The sequence below is a fragment of the Pseudomonas sp. 2835 genome, from assembly GCF_050435905.1.
GTDB lineage: Bacteria > Pseudomonadota > Gammaproteobacteria > Pseudomonadales > Pseudomonadaceae > Aquipseudomonas.
This window is the reverse complement of sequence record NZ_JBNDLE010000009.1, coordinates 199,612-217,113: the sequence shown is the minus strand read 5'-3', so window position 1 is coordinate 217,113 and position 17,502 is coordinate 199,612. Positions and strand designations below refer to the sequence as shown.

Annotated in this window: 15 protein-coding genes; 3 read left to right on the top strand and 12 right to left on the bottom strand. The window is 60.6% G+C overall.

The features are described from left to right. Window positions 1-12: 12 nt before the first annotated feature. From folP to rlmE, 3 genes are all read right to left on the bottom strand, one after another. A complete protein-coding gene (gene folP / locus ABIE20_RS15850) occupies window positions 13-864 on the bottom strand; it encodes a dihydropteroate synthase (protein ID WP_429505824.1) in 852 nt (283 codons plus the stop codon). Window positions 865-872: 8 nt separating this feature from the next. Further along, the gene (gene ftsH / locus ABIE20_RS15845) at window positions 873-2,771 is read right to left on the bottom strand and encodes an ATP-dependent zinc metalloprotease FtsH (protein WP_038998658.1); all 1,899 of its coding nucleotides are present in this window, start codon (window positions 2,769-2,771) and stop codon (window positions 873-875) included. Window positions 2,772-2,983: 212 nt separating this feature from the next. Beyond that, window positions 2,984-3,607, bottom strand: a complete 624-nt coding sequence (gene rlmE / locus ABIE20_RS15840; RefSeq protein ID WP_010222974.1) for a 23S rRNA (uridine(2552)-2'-O)-methyltransferase RlmE — start codon at window positions 3,605-3,607, stop codon at window positions 2,984-2,986. A gap of 100 nt (window positions 3,608-3,707) precedes the next feature. Between rlmE and yhbY the strand changes: the two genes are divergently transcribed. Beyond that, on the top strand, window positions 3,708-4,016 hold the full coding sequence (gene yhbY / locus ABIE20_RS15835; protein WP_038998657.1) for a ribosome assembly RNA-binding protein YhbY: 309 nt from the start codon (window positions 3,708-3,710) through the stop codon (window positions 4,014-4,016). A gap of 12 nt (window positions 4,017-4,028) precedes the next feature. Here the strand turns inward: yhbY and ABIE20_RS15830 are convergent, their stop codons facing one another. From ABIE20_RS15830 to grpE, 8 genes are all read right to left on the bottom strand, one after another. Then, a complete protein-coding gene (locus ABIE20_RS15830; protein WP_045199737.1) occupies window positions 4,029-4,424 on the bottom strand; it encodes a hypothetical protein in 396 nt (131 codons plus the stop codon). 28 nt (window positions 4,425-4,452) lie between these two features. After that, entirely contained in the window at window positions 4,453-4,935 is a 483-nt protein-coding gene (greA, locus tag ABIE20_RS15825) for a transcription elongation factor GreA (protein ID WP_429505823.1), read from the bottom strand. Beyond that, window positions 4,932-8,153, bottom strand: coding sequence for a carbamoyl-phosphate synthase large subunit (gene carB / locus ABIE20_RS15820; RefSeq protein ID WP_429505822.1), 3,222 nt, complete (start codon window positions 8,151-8,153; stop codon window positions 4,932-4,934). The genes greA and carB overlap by 4 nt, the downstream gene beginning before the upstream one ends. A gap of 106 nt (window positions 8,154-8,259) precedes the next feature. Then, the gene (carA, locus tag ABIE20_RS15815; RefSeq protein ID WP_429505821.1) at window positions 8,260-9,396 is read right to left on the bottom strand and encodes a glutamine-hydrolyzing carbamoyl-phosphate synthase small subunit; all 1,137 of its coding nucleotides are present in this window, start codon (window positions 9,394-9,396) and stop codon (window positions 8,260-8,262) included. Window positions 9,397-9,698: 302 nt separating this feature from the next. Further along, complete coding sequence (dapB, locus tag ABIE20_RS15810) at window positions 9,699-10,502, bottom strand: 4-hydroxy-tetrahydrodipicolinate reductase (protein ID WP_429505820.1); 804 nt, start codon at window positions 10,500-10,502, stop codon at window positions 9,699-9,701. Between the two features lie 13 nt (window positions 10,503-10,515). Next, window positions 10,516-11,640 (bottom strand): molecular chaperone DnaJ, encoded by a 1,125-nt coding sequence (gene dnaJ / locus ABIE20_RS15805; RefSeq protein WP_429505819.1) that lies wholly within the window; start codon window positions 11,638-11,640, stop codon window positions 10,516-10,518. Window positions 11,641-11,850: 210 nt separating this feature from the next. After that, window positions 11,851-13,770: a molecular chaperone DnaK gene (gene dnaK / locus ABIE20_RS15800; RefSeq protein WP_429505818.1), complete on the bottom strand. Its 1,920-nt coding sequence runs from the start codon at window positions 13,768-13,770 to the stop codon at window positions 11,851-11,853. A 101-nt stretch (window positions 13,771-13,871) separates the two neighbouring features. Beyond that, window positions 13,872-14,426: a nucleotide exchange factor GrpE gene (grpE, locus tag ABIE20_RS15795; RefSeq protein WP_429505817.1), complete on the bottom strand. Its 555-nt coding sequence runs from the start codon at window positions 14,424-14,426 to the stop codon at window positions 13,872-13,874. Window positions 14,427-14,657: 231 nt separating this feature from the next. Between grpE and recN the strand changes: the two genes are divergently transcribed. Then, window positions 14,658-16,331 carry a DNA repair protein RecN gene (gene recN / locus ABIE20_RS15790; protein ID WP_429505816.1) on the top strand — a complete coding sequence of 558 codons (1,674 nt, stop codon included), beginning with the start codon at window positions 14,658-14,660 and terminating at the stop codon, window positions 16,329-16,331. An 89-nt stretch (window positions 16,332-16,420) separates the two neighbouring features. Here recN and fur read toward each other — a convergent pair whose 3' ends face one another. Next, a complete protein-coding gene (gene fur, locus ABIE20_RS15785; protein ID WP_045199750.1) occupies window positions 16,421-16,825 on the bottom strand; it encodes a ferric iron uptake transcriptional regulator in 405 nt (134 codons plus the stop codon). Window positions 16,826-16,922: 97 nt separating this feature from the next. Here fur and ABIE20_RS15780 point away from each other — a divergent pair, with 97 nt between their 5' ends. Continuing rightward, window positions 16,923-17,447, top strand: coding sequence for an outer membrane protein assembly factor BamE (locus ABIE20_RS15780; RefSeq protein ID WP_429505815.1), 525 nt, complete (start codon window positions 16,923-16,925; stop codon window positions 17,445-17,447). Window positions 17,448-17,502 lie beyond the last annotated feature (55 nt).

Sequence of the window (17,502 nt, the reverse complement as noted above, 5' to 3'; positions counted from 1 at the left end):
GCTCCATCACTCTTATTCGGCGGCTTGCACCGCAGCAATCATCCGCACTACATCGGCGGTTTCGGCGACATCGTGAACGCGCAGTATGCTCGCGCCCTTGGTCATCGCCAGCGCAGCCAGGGCCAGGCTGCCATAGAGCCGTTCACCGACCGGACGGCCCAGGGCCAGGCCGATCATGCTCTTGCGTGAAACGCCCACCAGCAAAGGACGCCCGAGCCGATAAAGCGCTTCCATGTGCTTGAACAGGCTGAGGTTGTGCCCGAGGGTCTTGGCGAAGCCGAAACCCGGATCAAGGATGATCCGTTCGGCCTCGATGCCCACGGCCGCACACGCCGCCATACGCTCTTCAAGATAGCTCGCCACCTCGACGGTGACATCCTGGTAGTGGGGATTGTCCTGCATGTCGCCGGGCTCACCGCGCATGTGCATCAGGCACACCGGCAAACCAGTCGCTGCGGCGGCATCCAGGGCGCCATCACGATTGAGCGAGCGCACATCGTTGATCAACCCGGCACCGAGCCTGGCCGACTCACGGATGACCGCTGGCGTAGAGGTATCGACCGAGATGATCACATCGAGTTCGCGATTGATCGCTTCAACGATGGGGGCGACACGCTCCAGTTCTTCAAGCGCCGACACTGCGCGAGCACCAGGGCGGGTGGACTCGCCGCCGACATCGACCAGGGTCGCGCCGGCAGCCACCATCGCCTCCGCGTGGCGCAAGGCCGCGTCACGCTGGGTGAAGCGACCACCATCGGAGAAGGAATCAGGGGTGATATTGAGGATACCCATGACATGGGTACGGGACAAATCAAGAACCCGGTTGCCGCAAGGCAACCGGGTCGGGTACTGCTCTGAGGTCATATATGCCCTTAGACTTGCGCCGCTGGACCGCCGATCGGCGACTCTGGGCGTGGAGCGGAGGCATCCGGAGTGCCCGACCCGCCCTCCCAGTCACGCGGCTCGCGAGGCTCGCGACCGGCCATGATGTCGTCGATCTGATCGGCATCGATAGTCTCGTACTTCATCAGCGCATCGGCCATGGCATCGAGCTTGTCGCGGTTTTCGGTGAGGATCTGCTTGGCCGTGGCATAGCACTGGTCAATGATGCTGCGTACTTCGGAATCGATCAGCTTGGCAGTTTCACCAGAGACGCTGGCGTGCTGGGAACCAGCACTGCGACCCAGGAACACCTCGCCCTCTTCCTCGGCATACATCAGTGGACCGAGTTTTTCCGACAGGCCCCACTTGGTGACCATGTTTCGGGCAATCTGGCTGGCACGCATGATGTCGTTGGAAGCACCGGTGGTTACACCATCAAAGCCCAGGGTCATCTCTTCGGCAATACGGCCACCGTACAGCGAGCAGATCTGGCTGATCAGCGCGCGCTTGGACAGGCTGTAACGGTCTTCCTCAGGCAGGAACATGGTCACACCCAGTGCCCGGCCGCGAGGAATGATCGACACCTTGTAGACCGGGTCGTGCTCAGGCACGACGCGACCGACGATGGCATGGCCAGCTTCGTGATAAGCGGTGTTCTGCTTCTCTTTCTCGGACATGACCATGGTCTTGCGCTCGGCGCCCATCATGATCTTGTCTTTGGCCAGCTCGAACTCTTTCATCTCGACGACGCGCTTGCCGCCACGGGCAGCGAACAGCGATGCTTCGTTGACCAGGTTGGCAAGGTCTGCACCGGAGAAGCCCGGGGTACCACGGGCAATGACTGCTGGATTGACGTTGTCGCCAATCGGCACCTTGCGCATATGCACCTTGAGGATCTGCTCACGGCCACGGATATCCGGCAGGCCAACGACAACCTGACGGTCGAAACGGCCTGGGCGCAGCAGCGCCGGGTCGAGTACATCCGGACGGTTGGTCGCGGCGATGACGATGATACCGTCGTTCATTTCGAAGCCGTCCATTTCAACCAGCAACTGGTTGAGGGTCTGCTCGCGCTCGTCGTGACCGCCACCCATGCCGGCGCCACGATGGCGACCGACGGCGTCGATCTCGTCGATGAAGATGATGCACGGTGCATGCTTCTTGGCTTGCTCGAACATGTCGCGAACACGGCTGGCACCAACACCGACGAACATTTCGACGAAGTCGGAACCGGAGATGGTGAAGAACGGCACCTTGGCTTCGCCGGCGATAGCCTTGGCCAGCAGGGTCTTACCGGTACCTGGCGGGCCGACCATCAACACGCCGCGCGGAATACGGCCGCCCAGGCGCTGGAACTTGCCCGGGTCACGCAGGAATTCGACCAGCTCGCCCACTTCTTCCTTGGCTTCATCGCAACCGGCAACGTCGGCCAGGGTGGTTTTCACCTGGTCTTCGGAGAGCAGGCGCGCCTTGCTCTTGCCGAAGCTCATCGGCCCGCCCTTGCCACCGGCGCCGCCCTGCATCTGGCGCATGAAGAACATGAATACGGCAATGATGACCAGGATCGGGAAGCTGGCGACCAGCAGTTGGGTCCAGATGCTCTGTTGCTCTGGCTGCTTGCCTTCGACCACGACGTGGTTGTCGACCAGGTCGCCGATCAGGCCGTTATCCTGAATGGCCGGACGGATGGTCTTGAAGCTGTCGCCATCGGTTCGTTTACCGGTAATGACGTAGCCGTCGACCGCAACGCGCTCGACCTTGCCATCCTTGACCTGCTGAATGAAGTCGGAATAGTTGAGGGTCTGCGGCTCATTCGGGCTGGAGAAGTTGTTCATCACCGTCACCAGGACAGCTGCGATGATCAACCACAGGATCAAGTTCTTTGCCATATCGTTCAATTAGCTACCCTCTGAAGCCGGCTGACGGCGCAGCCGTGCCTCGCATGATATTCACCGGCTTAACTTACTACATAACCTACACATCTGCAGGCGCCGTCTGTAACCCTTTGTGAAACCTAGACTACACGAAGTACATCCAGGTCAGGCAGGAGAGCCGATTGGAAAAAACTATCGGATACCCTGGAAGCCGCCGGCCTGACGCCTTACTCGCCGCGATAACCCCGCGCCAGCAAGTACTGCTCGCGGGAGCGGTCCCGCGAAGAATCAGGCTTGAGCATCTGGACCTTGTCGAATTTCTGACGAGCGTCCTTGAGGTATACGTCAAACCCTTCGCCCTGGAAAATCTTGATCAGGAAATCGCCACCCGGCTTGAGTACCCGGGTCGCCAGATCAAGGGCCAGCTCACAGAGAAACATGGCCTTGGGAATATCCACGGCAGGCGTACCACTCATATTGGGGGCCATATCGGAAATCACAAGGTCTACGTGCGAATTACCCACCGCCTCAAGGATCTGCGCCAGCACTTCGTCCTGGGTAAAGTCGCCCTGGATGAAGGTAACGTCGGGAATGCTGTCCATTTCGAGGATGTCGGAGGCAATCAAACGGCCCTGGCCGCCGATCAGACGACTGGTCACCTGCGACCAGCCACCGGGCGCCGCGCCGAGGTCAACGACGCTCATGCCCGGGCGGATAATCCGGTACTTTTCCTGAATTTCCAGCAATTTATAGCTCGCACGCGAGCGATAACCATCCTTTTGCGCTTTTTTAACGTAAGGATCGTTGAAGTGTTCTTTCAGCCAGCCAAGGCTTGTCTTGGAACGCGCCATTGGGCACCTCGATGATAAGGGTCGTGATTAACTGGGCGGATCCACGGGCCCTCGGGTAAAATGGCCGCCATTTTTACAGAATCAGACAAAGGGTCAGATTATGCCGCTCAATAACGAGCAGAAGAAACAGTACAAATCCATTGGCCACGATCTGAAACCAGTTCTGATTGTGGCAGGCAATGGGCTGACTGAAGGGGTTATCGCCGAACTCGAACGCGCCCTGGTCGATCACGAACTGATCAAGGTCGAAATTCGCTCCGAAGACCGCGAAGAACGCGCCGCCGCAATCGCCGCCCTGTGCAAGGCCGGCCGCGCCGAACTGGTACAGACCATCGGCAAGAAGGCGCTGATCTATCGCAAGAACCCACAGCCGAACAAGCAGCTGTCGAACATCCACCGCTACAAGTGATGTTCGCCGCGGTCAGTGGCGCGCCTTGCGCGCCCTGCCCGGCACGGGTTGCATGACCAGCAGCAAGCCGGTCAGGCCCAGCACCAGGTAGCAGAACAGCTGCCAGCGCAATTCTTCCGGCATGCCCACGCGCAAGGCGAAATACACCACGCACGCCAGCATCGCCATCGACAGCAACTGCCCTCGCATATCCCGCCACAAACTGGCCAGACCCTGAGCCTGCATCAGCACCAGTGCCTGCACGCCTGCGCAAAACGCCGCAAACGCTACCAGCAAGGATGCCATCAGGCTGCCGATATCTTCGATCAACAGCGGCGCCAGGCCAATCTTGCCCAACGCCGGCAGCAACCCGAAATGCAACATCCACAGGCCACCAACCCAGAACACCTGGGTCAGTTGCCAGATCACCGCGGCCGCGGCAAAGCCGCGGCGCCGGTCAGATGTGTTTGACTTCGACAATCTCGTACTCGACCGTACCGCTTGGCGTCTTGATCACCACGGTGTCACCCTCTTCCTTGCCAATGATGGCGCGGGCGATAGGTGCACCGACCGAGAGTTTGCCCTTCTTCACGTCGGCTTCGTCCTCACCAACGATCTGGTAGCTCACTTGCTCACCGGTCTCGGTGTTTTCCAGGTCCACGGTGGTGCCGAAGATCACCTTGCCGGTGTGGGCAATGGTGGTGACGTCGATCACGACCGAGTTCTGCAGACGGCCTTCGATATCGCGGATACGTGCCTCGACCATACCCTGCTCTTCACGGGCAGCGTGGTACTCGGCGTTTTCCTTGAGGTCGCCCAGCTCACGGGCTTCGCCAATAGCCTGGCTCAGGCGCGGACGCTCGGTCTTGCTCAGGAACAGGTGCTCTTCCTCCAGGGCGCGAGCACCCTGGACGGTCATCGGGTACTTGGTAATGCTCATGCTTTGAGTCCTGCATGCAGATCCTGCAAGCGGCGAACGGTCTTTTCCGGACCAAATTTCAGCGCTTCGCAGATGGCTTCACCGGCCGCAATGGTGGTGGTGCAGTAGATCTTGTGCTGCAACGCATTGCGACGAATCGAGTAGGAGTCGGCGATCGACTGACGGCCTTCGGTGGTGTTGATGATCAGCGACACTTCGTCGTTCTTGATCATGTCGACCACGTGCGGACGACCTTCGGTCACCTTGTTCACGCGACGCACTTTCAGGCCAGCCGCTTCGATAACCTTGGCGGTACCGACGGTGGCAACCACTTCGAAACCCAGGGCGATCAGGTCGCGGGCAACACCAGCCACTTGTGGCTTGTCGTCGTCACGCACGCTGATGAACGCGGTACCGCCAGTCGGCAGCACTTCGCTGGCACCCATCTGGGCCTTGGCGAAGGCTTCACCGAAGCTGTCGCCGACACCCATGACTTCGCCGGTGGATTTCATCTCAGGGCCGAGGATCGGGTCAACACCCGGGAACTTGGCGAACGGGAACACCGCTTCCTTGACGCTGTAGAAGTTAGGAATGATTTCCTTGGTGAAACCGATTTCCTTCAGCGATTTACCAGCCATGACGCGCGCGGCAATCATCGCCAGCGAGGTGCCGATGCACTTGGAGACGAACGGCACGGTACGCGAGGCGCGCGGGTTGACTTCGATCACGTAGATCTTGTCGCCCTGCAGGGCCAGCTGCACGTTCATCAGGCCTACAACGCCCAGCTCCAGGGCCATTTTCTTGACCTGTTCGCGGACTTCGTCCTGCACATGGGCTGGCAGCGAGTACGGTGGCAGCGAGCACGCCGAGTCACCGGAGTGAACCCCGGCCTGTTCGATGTGCTGCATGATCGCGCCGATCACCACGTCAGTGCCGTCGCAGACCGCATCCACGTCCATCTCGATGGCGCAGTTGAGGAAGTGGTCAAGCAGCACCGGGCTGTCGTTGGACACTTGCACCGCTTCACGCAGGTAGCGCTTGAGCTCGTCCAGCTCGTAGACGATCTCCATGGCGCGGCCGCCCAGTACGTAGGACGGACGCACAACCAGCGGGTAGCCGATCACGCCGGCAGCACGGATGGCTTCGTCTTCGCTGCGCACAGTGGCGTTTGGCGGCTGCAGCAGGTTCAGGCGCTGCACCATCTGCTGGAAACGCTCGCGGTCTTCGGCGCGGTCGATGGCGTCCGGGCTGGTACCGATGATCGGTACGCCGGCTTCTTCCAGGGCGCGAGCCAGTTTCAGCGGGGTCTGGCCGCCGTAATGGACGATCACGCCTTTGGGCTTCTCGACGCGAACCACTTCCAGCACGTCTTCCAGGGTCAACGGTTCGAAGTAAAGGCGATCGGAGGTGTCGTAGTCGGTGGAGACGGTTTCCGGGTTGCAGTTGACCATGATGGTCTCGTAACCGTCTTCACGCAGGGCCAGTGCCGCGTGCACGCAGCAGTAGTCGAATTCGATACCCTGGCCGATACGGTTAGGACCGCCGCCCAGGATCATGATCTTGTCGCGAGTCGACGGGTTGGCCTCGCACTCTTCCTCGTAGGTCGAGTACAGGTAGGCGGTGTCGGTGGCGAACTCGGCGGCGCAGGTGTCGACGCGCTTGTAGACCGGGAAGACTTCCAGCTTGTGGCGGTGACGGCGCAGGTTTTTGTCGGTGATACCCAACAGCTTGGCCAGACGCTGGTCAGAGAAGCCCTTGCGCTTCAGACGCAGCATCAGGTCCTTGTCGATCGCCGACAGGGCCAGGGTCTTGACCTTCTCTTCTTCCTTGATCAGGTCTTCCATCTGCACCAGGAACCAGTGGTCGATACCGGTCAGGGCGAAGATTTCGTCGCAGGTCATGCCCGAACGCATGGCGTCAGCGACGTACCAGATACGCTCGGCGCCCGGCACGGTCAGTTCGCGCTTGAGGATGCTGGCAGCGTCAGGGCTGGCCAGGTCGACTTTCGGGTCCAGGCCGCAAACGCCAACTTCCAGACCGCGCAGGGCTTTCTGCAGCGACTCCTGGAAAGTCCGGCCGATGGCCATGACTTCACCCACGGATTTCATCTGGGTGGTCAGGCGGGCGTCGGCCTTGGGGAATTTCTCGAAGGCGAAACGCGGCAGCTTGGTGACGACGTAGTCGATCGACGGCTCGAAGGACGCCGGGGTACGACCGCCGGTGATGTCGTTCTGCAGCTCGTCGAGGGTGTAACCAACGGCCAGCTTGGCAGCGATCTTGGCGATCGGGAAGCCGGTGGCTTTCGAGGCCAGTGCCGAAGAACGCGAAACCCGCGGGTTCATCTCGATCACGACCATGCGGCCGGTGTCTGGGCAGATACCGAACTGCACGTTGGAACCGCCGGTCTCGACACCGATTTCACGCAGCACCGCCAGCGAGGCGTTGCGCATGATCTGGTATTCCTTGTCGGTCAGGGTCTGTGCTGGCGCCACGGTGATCGAGTCACCGGTGTGCACGCCCATCGGGTCGAAGTTCTCGATCGAGCAGACGATGATGCAGTTGTCCTTTTTGTCGCGGACCACTTCCATCTCGTACTCTTTCCAGCCGATCAGCGATTCGTCGATCAGCAGCTCTTTGGTCGGCGACAGGTCCAGACCACGGGCGCAGATTTCTTCGAATTCTTCACGGTTGTAGGCGATGCCGCCACCGGTGCCGCCCATGGTGAAGGACGGACGGATGATGCACGGGAAGCCGAGCTTCTCGAGCACCGCATTGGCCTCTTCCATGCTGTGGGCGATGCCGGAACGCGGGCACTCAAGGCCGATGGCCTTCATGGCGGTGTCGAAGCGCGAACGGTCTTCAGCCTTGTCGATGGTGTCGGCGTTGGCGCCGATCATCTCTACGCCGAACTTTTCCAGAACGCCTTCGCGCTCCAGGTCCAGGGCGCAGTTCAGGGCAGTCTGGCCACCCATGGTCGGCAGCAGCGCGTCAGGACGCTCCTTCTCGATGATCTTGGCAACGGTCTGCCACTTGATCGGCTCGATGTAGGTGGCGTCGGCCATGGCCGGGTCGGTCATGATGGTGGCCGGGTTGGAGTTCACCAGGATGACGCGGTAGCCCTCTTCGCGCAGGGCTTTACAGGCCTGGGCGCCGGAGTAGTCGAATTCGCAGGCCTGGCCGATCACGATCGGGCCAGCGCCGAGAATCAGGATGCTTTTGATGTCTGTACGTTTTGGCATGGGTTGTCACTCAATTCCGCAGGTCAGTCGGCAAGCCGCATTGAACAATCTTGGGGGCGGCACCTGAACGCGGCTTGCACCGGTCCAGGGCCTTCTCGCCAGATGCTCAGCGGCGCTTGGCCATGGCATCGATGAAACGGTCGAACAGTGGCGCGACGTCGGTCGGGCCCGGGCTGGCTTCAGGGTGACCCTGGAAGCTGAACGCGCTCTTGTCGGTGCGCTCGATACCCTGCAGGGTACCGTCGAACAGCGACTTGTGGATGGCGCGCACGTTGCCCGGCAGGGTCGCTTCGTCAACCGCAAAGCCGTGGTTCTGGCTGGTGATCATGACCACGCCGGTGTCCAGGTCCTGGACCGGGTGGTTGGCGCCGTGGTGACCATGACCCATTTTCACGGTCTTGGCACCGGAAGCCAGGGCCAGCAACTGGTGGCCCAGGCAAATGCCGAACACCGGGATCTCGGTTTCGAGGATGTCCTTGATCGCCTGGATCGCGTAGTCGCAAGGCTCCGGATCGCCAGGACCGTTGGACAGGAACACGCCATCAGGGTTGAGCGCCAGGACTTCGCTGGCCGGGGTTTGCGCCGGCACGACGGTCAGGCGGCAACCGCGGGCAACCAGCATGCGCAGGATGTTCAGCTTGACGCCGAAGTCGTAGGCAACCACGTGGTAAGACAGCTCGGACGCCTCGATTGTGGCGTGGCTGTCGGTCTTCAGCTCCCAGACGCTGGAGCGCCATTCGTAGCTGCTCTTGGTGCTGACGACTTTCGCCAGGTCCATGCCCTTCAGGCCCGGGAAACCGCGAGCGGCGGCGATTGCAGCCTCTTCGCTGATGTTGTCGCCGGCGAGGATGCAGCCGTTCTGCGCGCCCTTCTCACGCAGGATGCGGGTCAGGCGACGGGTATCGATACCAGCAATCGCCACCACGTTGTTGGCCTTGAGGTAATCAGGCAGGGATTGCTTGTTGCGCCAGTTGCTCGCAATCAGAGGCAGGTCGCGAATCACCAGGCCCGCCGACCAGACGCGGTCGGATTCGGCGTCTTCCGGCGTGGTGCCGGTGTTGCCGATGTGCGGGTAAGTCAGGGTAACGATTTGCTGCGCATAGGAAGGGTCAGTCAGGATTTCCTGATAGCCGGTCATTGCGGTGTTAAACACCACCTCACCAACGGTTTGTCCGTCGGCTCCAATGGCTTCACCGCGAAAAATGCTGCCATCGGCAAGGGCGAGTATGGCTGGCTTAGTCAAGAAGACCTCCCGTAAATCAAGCCTGAAGGGGCGATCGCAGGTTGCAAAAAAGCGGAATGACGTATAGACACGTCACCCCGCTTTCTTCGTCGAATTATCTGCGCGCTTTTAGTGGACACACTAAAGCTGTAGCTTACAGAAAAACGCTTTTTTGGTCTACCACTGATGTGCCTGAAAGGCTCAGGAATGCGACAGGGCGCACTGGGAGGGTCTTGTGGGAGCGGGCTTGACCCGCGATTGCGGCGTGACAGACAAACCGCAGTCGCGGGTCAAGCCCGCTCCCACAGGGGATACAGCGCAGGTCAACGCAGGTCGAGCACGTCCTGCATGTCGTACAAGCCAGGCTCGCGCCCGTCCAGCCACAGCGCGGCACGTACCGCACCCTTGGCGAAGGTCATGCGGCTGGAGGCCTTGTGGGTGATCTCCAGGCGCTCACCTTCGGCAGCGAACAGCACGGTGTGATCACCGACCACATCGCCAGCACGCACGGTGGCAAAACCAATGGTCTTGCGATCACGCGCGCCGGTCTGGCCTTCACGACCATACACCGCCACTTCCTGCAGGTCTCGACCCAGCGCATTGGCAACCACTTCACCCATGCGCAGCGCGGTGCCCGACGGTGCATCGACCTTGTGCCGGTGGTGCGCCTCGATGATCTCGATATCGACATCATCGCCCAGCACCCGCGCCGCCATGTCCAGCAGCTTGAGGCTGAGGTTGACGCCAACGCTGAAGTTGGCGGCGAAGACGATCGCAATGTCCTTGCCCGCCTCGGCCAGCAGCTGCTTTTCTTCGGCAGTGAAACCGGTGGTGCCGATGATCATCGCCTTGCCTGCCTTGCGGCAGAACGCCAGGTTCTTCAGGGTCACCGAAGGGTGAGTGAAGTCGATCAACACGTCGAACTCGTCAGCAACCTTGGCCAGGTCGTCCGACAGCAGTACGCCAATGCGGCCCAGCGCCGCCAGCTCACCGGCATCAGCGCCGACCAGCGAGCTGTCCGGGCGATCGATCGCCGCGGTCAGCCCGGCACCCGGGGTTTGCTGCACCGCTTCGATCAGGGTCTTGCCCATGCGCCCTGCCGCGCCCATTACCGCTATACGTCGCATGCCCTATTCCTTCTTACAGATCGCCGAAGAAGCGTTTCACACCTTCAAACCAGCCATTGGCTTTCGGCGAATGGGAACTGTCGCCTTCCAGCGAATCACGCAGCTCTTCGAGCAGCTCACGCTGGCGACGGCTGAGGTTGACCGGGGTTTCGACCGCAACCCGGCACATCAGGTCACCGGCACCACCACCGCGAACCGGCGCCACACCCTTGCCGCGCAGACGGAACTGCTTGCCGGTCTGGGTACCTTCCGGAATCTTCAGCTTGACCCGGCCATCGAGGGTCGGCACTTCCAGCTCGCCACCCAGGGCGGCGTCGGTGTAGCTGATCGGCACTTCGCAGTACAGATGTTTGCCATCACGCTGGAAAATCGGGTGCTCACGCACGTTGATGACAACGTACAGGTCGCCAGTCGGGCCACCTTGCGAACCGGCTTCACCTTCACCGGACAGACGAATACGGTCTCCGGTATCAACGCCCGCCGGGACCTTGACCGACAGGGTCTTGTACTCTTCGATGCGCCCTTCCCCGTGGCACGAATCGCACGGGTCGGTGATGATCTTGCCCTGGCCATGGCAGCGCGGGCAGGTCTGCTGGACCGAGAAGAAGCCCTGCTGCATGCGCACCTGACCAATGCCGCCACAGGTCGGGCAGGTCGACGGCGACGAGCCTTTCTTGGCCCCGGAACCGTCACATGGCTTGCAGTTGACCAGCGTCGGCACACGGATGTTGACCGTGGTACCGCGCACGGCTTCTTCCAGGTTCAGCTCCAGGGTGTAACGCAGGTCGCTGCCACGCTGGGCGCCACCACGCGAACCACCACGGCCGCCGCCGAAGAAATCGCTGAACACATCGCCAAAGATATCCGAGAAGTTCGCGCCGCCGAAACCGGCACCGCCGCCACCCATGCTCGGATCCACGCCGGCATGACCATACTGGTCATAGGCCGCACGCTTGCTGGCATCGGAGAGCACTTCGTAAGCCTCGTTGGCCTCCTTGAATTTCTCTTCCGAGTCCTTGTCATCAGGATTACGGTCCGGGTGATGCTTCATCGCCAGACGGCGATAGGCCTTCTTCAGGTCCGCTTCACTGGAGCCGCGCTCAACTCCCAGAACTTCGTAATAGTCACGCTTTGCCATAAGTCTTTGCACTCTTGAGGACGTTCGGCAAACCTCTGCGCATTCCGCGCTGTGCCGCCAGCACCCGCCTCACCTGCCCCATGGGCGGCTGACAGATGCTGTAAAAATTCGGGTATTGCAGACACGCCAACGCGGGAGCAAGCCCCCGCGCGGCGACATCCTACCAGCCAACCATCAAAAAACAGTCAACTGGCCGACAACCTGTAGCAATTACTTGTTGTCTTTGACTTCTTCAAACTCGGCATCGACGACGTCGTCGTGCTTGGTTTCCGGCTCAGCTTGCTGAGCGCCGCCCTGAGGCTGTTCGGCCGACTGTTCGGCGTACATCTTCTGGGCAACCGGAGCCGATACTTTCGACAGCTCTTCGACTTTAGCGTCGATGGCAGCCTTGTCGTCGCCCTTGATGGCAGCTTCCAGGGCAACCACGGCAGCTTCGATCGCGGTCTTCTCGTCGGCAGTGACCTTGTCACCCGCATCAACGACCATCTTGCGAGTCGAGTGAACCAGTGCATCACCCTGGTTACGGGCAGCGGCCAGCTCTTCGAACTTGCGGTCTTCTTCCGAGTTCGCTTCGGCGTCGCGGATCATCTGCTGAATTTCTTCATCAGACAGGCCGGAGTTGGCCTTGATCACGATCGACTGGGTCTTGCCAGTGGCCTTGTCTTTGGCGCCGACGTGCAGGATGCCGTTGGCGTCGATGTCGAAGGTCACTTCGATCTGTGGCACGCCACGTGGTGCTGGTGGAATGTCGGCCAGGTCGAACTTGCCCAGGGATTTGTTCTGCGCAGCCTGCTTACGCTCACCTTGCAGCACGTGAATGGTCACGGCGCCCTGGTTGTCATCGGCAGTCGAGAACACTTGCGACTTCTTGGTCGGAATAGTGGTGTTCTTCTCGATCAGCGCGGTCATCACGCCGCCCATGGTTTCGATACCCAGGGTCAGCGGGCTGACGTCCAGCAGCAGTACGTCCTTGACATCACCGGCCAGTACCGCACCCTGGATGGCAGCACCCATGGCAACCGCTTCGTCCGGGTTGACGTCTTTACGGGCTTCTTTGCCGAAGAAGTCGGTAACAGCTTTTTGCACCAGCGGCATACGGGTCTGACCGCCGACCAGGATCACGTCGTCGATCTTGCTGACGTCGATACCGGCGTCTTTCATGGCGATGCGGCATGGCTCGATGGTGCGCTGAACCAGGTCTTCTACCAGCGATTCCAGCTTGGCGCGGGAGATCTTCACGTTCAGGTGCTTAGGACCGGTGGCGTCTGCAGTGATGTACGGCAGGTTGACGTCGGTCATCTGGCTCGAAGACAGCTCGATCTTGGCCTTTTCAGCGGCTTCTTTCAGGCGCTGCATGGCCAGCGGGTCACCTTTGAGGTTCATGCCGCTTTCTTTCTTGAACTCGTCGACGAGGTAGTCGATCAGGCGGATGTCGAAGTCTTCACCACCGAGGAAAGTGTCACCGTTGGTAGCCAGTACTTCGAACTGGTGCTCGCCATCGACTTCGGCGATTTCGATAACCGAAACGTCGAAGGTACCACCACCCAGGTCATAAACGATCACAGTGTGATCGCCCTTGGCCTTGTCCATGCCGTAAGCCAGCGCAGCCGCAGTCGGTTCGTTGATGATCCGCTTGACGTCCAGACCGGCGATACGACCGGCGTCTTTGGTGGCCTGGCGCTGGCTGTCGTTGAAGTAGGCCGGAACGGTGATCACCGCTTCGGTCACTGGCTCGCCGAGGTAGTCTTCGGCGGTCTTCTTCATCTTTTTCAGGATTTCAGCCGAGATTTGTGGCGGAGCCATTTTCTGGCCGTTCACTTCAACCCAGGCGTCGTTGTTGTCAGCTTTGACAATTTTGTACGGAACCATCTGGATGTCTTTCTGCACCACTTCTTCTTCGAAGCGACGGCCGATCAGACGTTTTACCGCGTACAGGGTGTTGTGCGGGTTGGTGACCGCCTGGCGCTTGGCCGACTGGCCAACCAGGATTTCGCCATCGTTGGCGTAGGCGATGATCGACGGCGTGGTACGAGCGCCTTCGGCGTTCTCGATAACCTTGACGTTGCCGTTTTCCAGAATGGAGACACAGGAGTTGGTGGTCCCCAGGTCGATACCGATGATTTTACCCATGTTAACTCTCCCGAAACTTGAATTTGGTTGCCGCAGCAGTGGTGGCTAACTGCGGTAATACTTGAATGCTTGACACCTAGATGGGGGCGCCGAAAACGATTTCAAGCCTGCTCGTCAATCGACGGCGAAACCGCTGCCGGGGCCTTGCTGACCACGACCATGGCCGGGCGCAGCAGGCGACCGTTGAGCTGGTAGCCCTTCTGGAACACCTTGAGCACGCTGTTGGGCTCGACCTCGGCGCTTTCCTGCATGGCCATCGCCTGATGGTGCTCGGCATTGAACGGCTCGCCGTGCGGGTCGATGGCCTCGAGGTTGTAGCGCTTGAGGGTGTCGTGGAACATTTTCAGGGTCAGCTCGATGCCTTCGCGCATCGGACGAATGCTTTCGTCGTCCGGGCTGGACAGTTCCAGGCCGCGCTCAAGGCTGTCGATGACCGGCAGCAGGTCACCGGCGAATTTTTCCAGGGCAAACTTGTGCGCCTTTTCTACGTCCTGCTCGGCGCGGCGGCGCACGTTCTGCAGGTCGGCGGCGGTGCGCAGGGATTGATCCTGGGCCGCCGCCAGCTGCTCTTCGAGCACCTGCACGCGGGCGTTCAGCTCTTGCTCGCCAGTCGCTTCGGCGTTCAGATTCTGTTCATCCAGCTGTTCGTCAGCCATAAAATCTCTCCTCTCGAATAAGGTCTGCGAGCATTACTCGCGCGTCTGCCGGCTATATGGGGTCGCAAAACCCAGGTTCAAGGGCCGGCACGCCAGGTTGCATACATTCGTTCATAACCCATCGCAATCAGAACAGCGCCCTGATAACCAAATTGAACTAAACATCAGCATTGTCAGCAGATTTGAAAACACTGTATAAATAACCAGACCTAACGCCTGGGAGCCGCCCCAATGCTGGTGCACCTGTCCGTACACAATTACGCCATCGTCGAACACCTGGACCTCGAGCTCGCCCGGGGGATGAGCGTCATCACCGGTGAAACCGGGGCCGGCAAATCGATCATGCTCGACGCCCTGGGCCTGACCCTGGGCGATCGCGCCGACAGTGGCGTGGTGCGCCCGGGGGCTGACAAAGCCGATATCCTTGCCACCTTCGACCTGGTCGACATCCCTGAAGCGCGCACCTGGCTGGCCGAACGCGACCTCGACAGCGACGGCCCGTGCATCCTGCGCCGGGTGATCACCGCCGAAGGCCGCAGCCGCGGCTATATCAACGGCACGCCCTGCCCGCTCGGCGACCTCAAGGCCCTGGGCGAGCTGCTGATCGATATCCACAGCCAGCACGAACACCAGTCACTGCTGAAAACCGACACGCATCGGCGCCTGCTCGACGAATACGCCGGCGCCACCGACCTTGCCCGCCAGGTCCAGCTTGCCGCCCAGCGCTGGCGCCAGACCCGCCAGGAGCTGGAGCGCCTGTCCAATTCCGGCGACGAGCAGCGCGCGCAACACCAGTTGCTTAGCTACCAGCTCGAAGAACTCGACAACCTTGGCCTGGGCGAGAACGAACTGGAACTGTTGGAACAGGAACACAAGAACCTGACCAACGCCGAAGCGCTGTTCGGCATTTGCCGGCAGGTCATCGACCACTGCAGCGAGAACGACTCGGGCAACGTGCTCAATGCCCTGACCGCCAGCCTCAACCGCCTGACCGCCGTGCACAACGCACCCAAGGCCCTGGGCGAGGCAGCCAGCATGATCGCCAGTGCGCAGATCCAGGTAGAAGAAGCGGTTGGCGAACTGAACCGCTTCCTCGACAACTTCGATGCCGACCCGGCGCGCCTGCAACAGCTCGAAGAGCGCCTCGACACCATCTATACCCTCGCCCGCAAACACCGGGTGCACCCGACCGAGCTGGCTGGCCTGCAGCAGCGCCTGATGGAAGAGCTGGAAAACCTCAACGCCAACGACGAATCGATCGAGCGCCTGGGTGAGAAGCTGGCCGCCTATGCCCGCCACTACCAGGACAAGGCCGGCGAACTGAGCACCCTGCGCCAGCAAGCCGCCTGCCAGCTGGCCAGTGCGGTGGAGCAGGAAATCCAGCGCCTGGGGATGCCGGGCGGGCGCTTCAGCATCGAGCTGCGACCCAACAGCAGCGACGAACTGCAACCCCAGGGCCTGGAGCAGGTCGAGCTGCTGGTCAGCGCCAACCCCGGGCAGCCGCTCAAGGCCCTGGCCAGGGTGGCTTCCGGTGGCGAGCTGTCGCGGATCAGCCTGGCGATCCAGGTGATTACTGCACAGACCTCGCGCATCCCGACCCTGGTGTTCGACGAAGTCGACGTCGGCATCGGTGGGCCAACGGCAGAGATCGTCGGCCAGTTGCTCCGCCGCCTGGGTGAACGCGGCCAGGTGCTGACCGTCACTCACTTGCCTCAAGTAGCAGCCCAGGGCCATCACCACCTGTTCGTGCACAAGGTGCGCGACAGCGATGCCACCCACACCGCAGTGGCCAACCTGGGCAAGCGCGAGCGCGTTGAAGAGGTTGCACGCATGCTCGGCGGCATCGACCTGACCAAAGAATCCCTGGCCCACGCCCGTAAGATGGTGGTCACCAGCAAGGCCTGAAACGCGCAGCTATAAAAAGCTGCCAGCCAGAAAGCACGAAGGCGACCCCAGGGTCGCCTTCAGTACATATGCAGCAATGTAATAATTGCTTACTTTTTCTTGCGTACGTACAGGACCAGATTGTGGTCCACCAGCTCGAAACCGTGCTCTTCCACGATTTGCTTCTGGCGCTTCTCGATTTCACTGTCGAAGAACTCGATGACTTCGCCGGAGTCGACGTTGACCATGTGGTCGTGGTGACCACCGTCAGCCAGCTCGAACACGGCGTGGCCGCCATCGAAGTTGTGGCGCACGACCAGGCCTGCGGCTTCGAACTGGGTCAGAACACGGTAAACCGTGGCCAGACCGACGTCCTCGCCTGCCTCCATCAGCGCCTTGTAGACATCCTCAGCACTCATGTGACGCTGCTCGGTAGAGTCGAGCATCTGTAGAATTTTCACTCGAGGCAGTGTCACCTTGAGACCGGCTTTGCGCAGTTCGCTATTTTCAACCATGGTCAGCTTTCTCGCCGATGCTGCTTCGCAGCTTCTCTGAATACGGGTATGATCGGGGTTTACGTTGTCCAGCCAAGATAGTGGAAGTCGCCCACCGATGCAAAACACCAAGCTCTTGCTAACCAGCCTCACCTTCGTGGGACTGCTCGCACTCGCCGGTTGCTCGTTCCCCGGGGTTTACAAAATCGACATCCAGCAGGGCAATGTCGTCACGCAAGACATGATAGACCAATTGCGCCCCGGAATGACCCGTCGGCAAGTACGGTTTATCATGGGCAACCCGCTGATCCAGGATACGTTCCACACCAATCGCTGGGATTACCTGTACAGCCTGCAGCCTGGCGGCGGTGAGCGCCAGCAGGAACGCATGAGCATTTTCTTTAACGAGAACGATCAGCTCAGCAGCCTGTCCGGCGACTTCATGCCGGGGGTCAGCCGCGACCAGGAAATCCTCGGTGGCAGCGGCGATACCACCGTCAGCCCGACTGGCACTACCGAACCCGCTACGCAGGAAAAACCTGCCAAGCCAGGCTCGCTGGAAGACACCATCCAGAAAGACGTCGATACCATCGAGGTCATCCCGGTGCCAGTGCCAGAGCCGCTGGATACTTCGCCGCAGTGATGAAAGATTGAGAGAGCTGGAAGGTGTCTTCCAGCTCTCTTGCCATACGCCCTAC

Bases quoted from the DNA above. Each gene is read 5' to 3' on its own strand.
- folP (WP_429505824.1), bottom strand. From the start codon at position 864: ATGACCTCAGAGCAGTACCCGACCCGGTTGCCTTGCGGCAACCGGGTT.
- ftsH (WP_038998658.1), bottom strand. From the start codon at position 2,771: ATGGCAAAGAACTTGATCCTGTGGTTGATCATCGCAGCTGTCCTGGTG.
- rlmE (WP_010222974.1), bottom strand. From the start codon at position 3,607: ATGGCGCGTTCCAAGACAAGCCTTGGCTGGCTGAAAGAACACTTCAAC.
- yhbY (WP_038998657.1), top strand. From the start codon at position 3,708: ATGCCGCTCAATAACGAGCAGAAGAAACAGTACAAATCCATTGGCCAC.
- greA (WP_429505823.1), bottom strand. From the start codon at position 4,935: ATGAGCATTACCAAGTACCCGATGACCGTCCAGGGTGCTCGCGCCCTG.
- carB (WP_429505822.1), bottom strand. From the start codon at position 8,153: ATGCCAAAACGTACAGACATCAAAAGCATCCTGATTCTCGGCGCTGGC.
- dapB (WP_429505820.1), bottom strand. From the start codon at position 10,502: ATGCGACGTATAGCGGTAATGGGCGCGGCAGGGCGCATGGGCAAGACC.
- dnaJ (WP_429505819.1), bottom strand. From the start codon at position 11,640: ATGGCAAAGCGTGACTATTACGAAGTTCTGGGAGTTGAGCGCGGCTCC.
- dnaK (WP_429505818.1), bottom strand. From the start codon at position 13,770: ATGGGTAAAATCATCGGTATCGACCTGGGGACCACCAACTCCTGTGTC.
- grpE (WP_429505817.1), bottom strand. From the start codon at position 14,426: ATGGCTGACGAACAGCTGGATGAACAGAATCTGAACGCCGAAGCGACT.
- recN (WP_429505816.1), top strand. From the start codon at position 14,658: ATGCTGGTGCACCTGTCCGTACACAATTACGCCATCGTCGAACACCTG.
- fur (WP_045199750.1), bottom strand. From the start codon at position 16,825: ATGGTTGAAAATAGCGAACTGCGCAAAGCCGGTCTCAAGGTGACACTG.
- ABIE20_RS15780 (WP_429505815.1), top strand. From the start codon at position 16,923: ATGCAAAACACCAAGCTCTTGCTAACCAGCCTCACCTTCGTGGGACTG.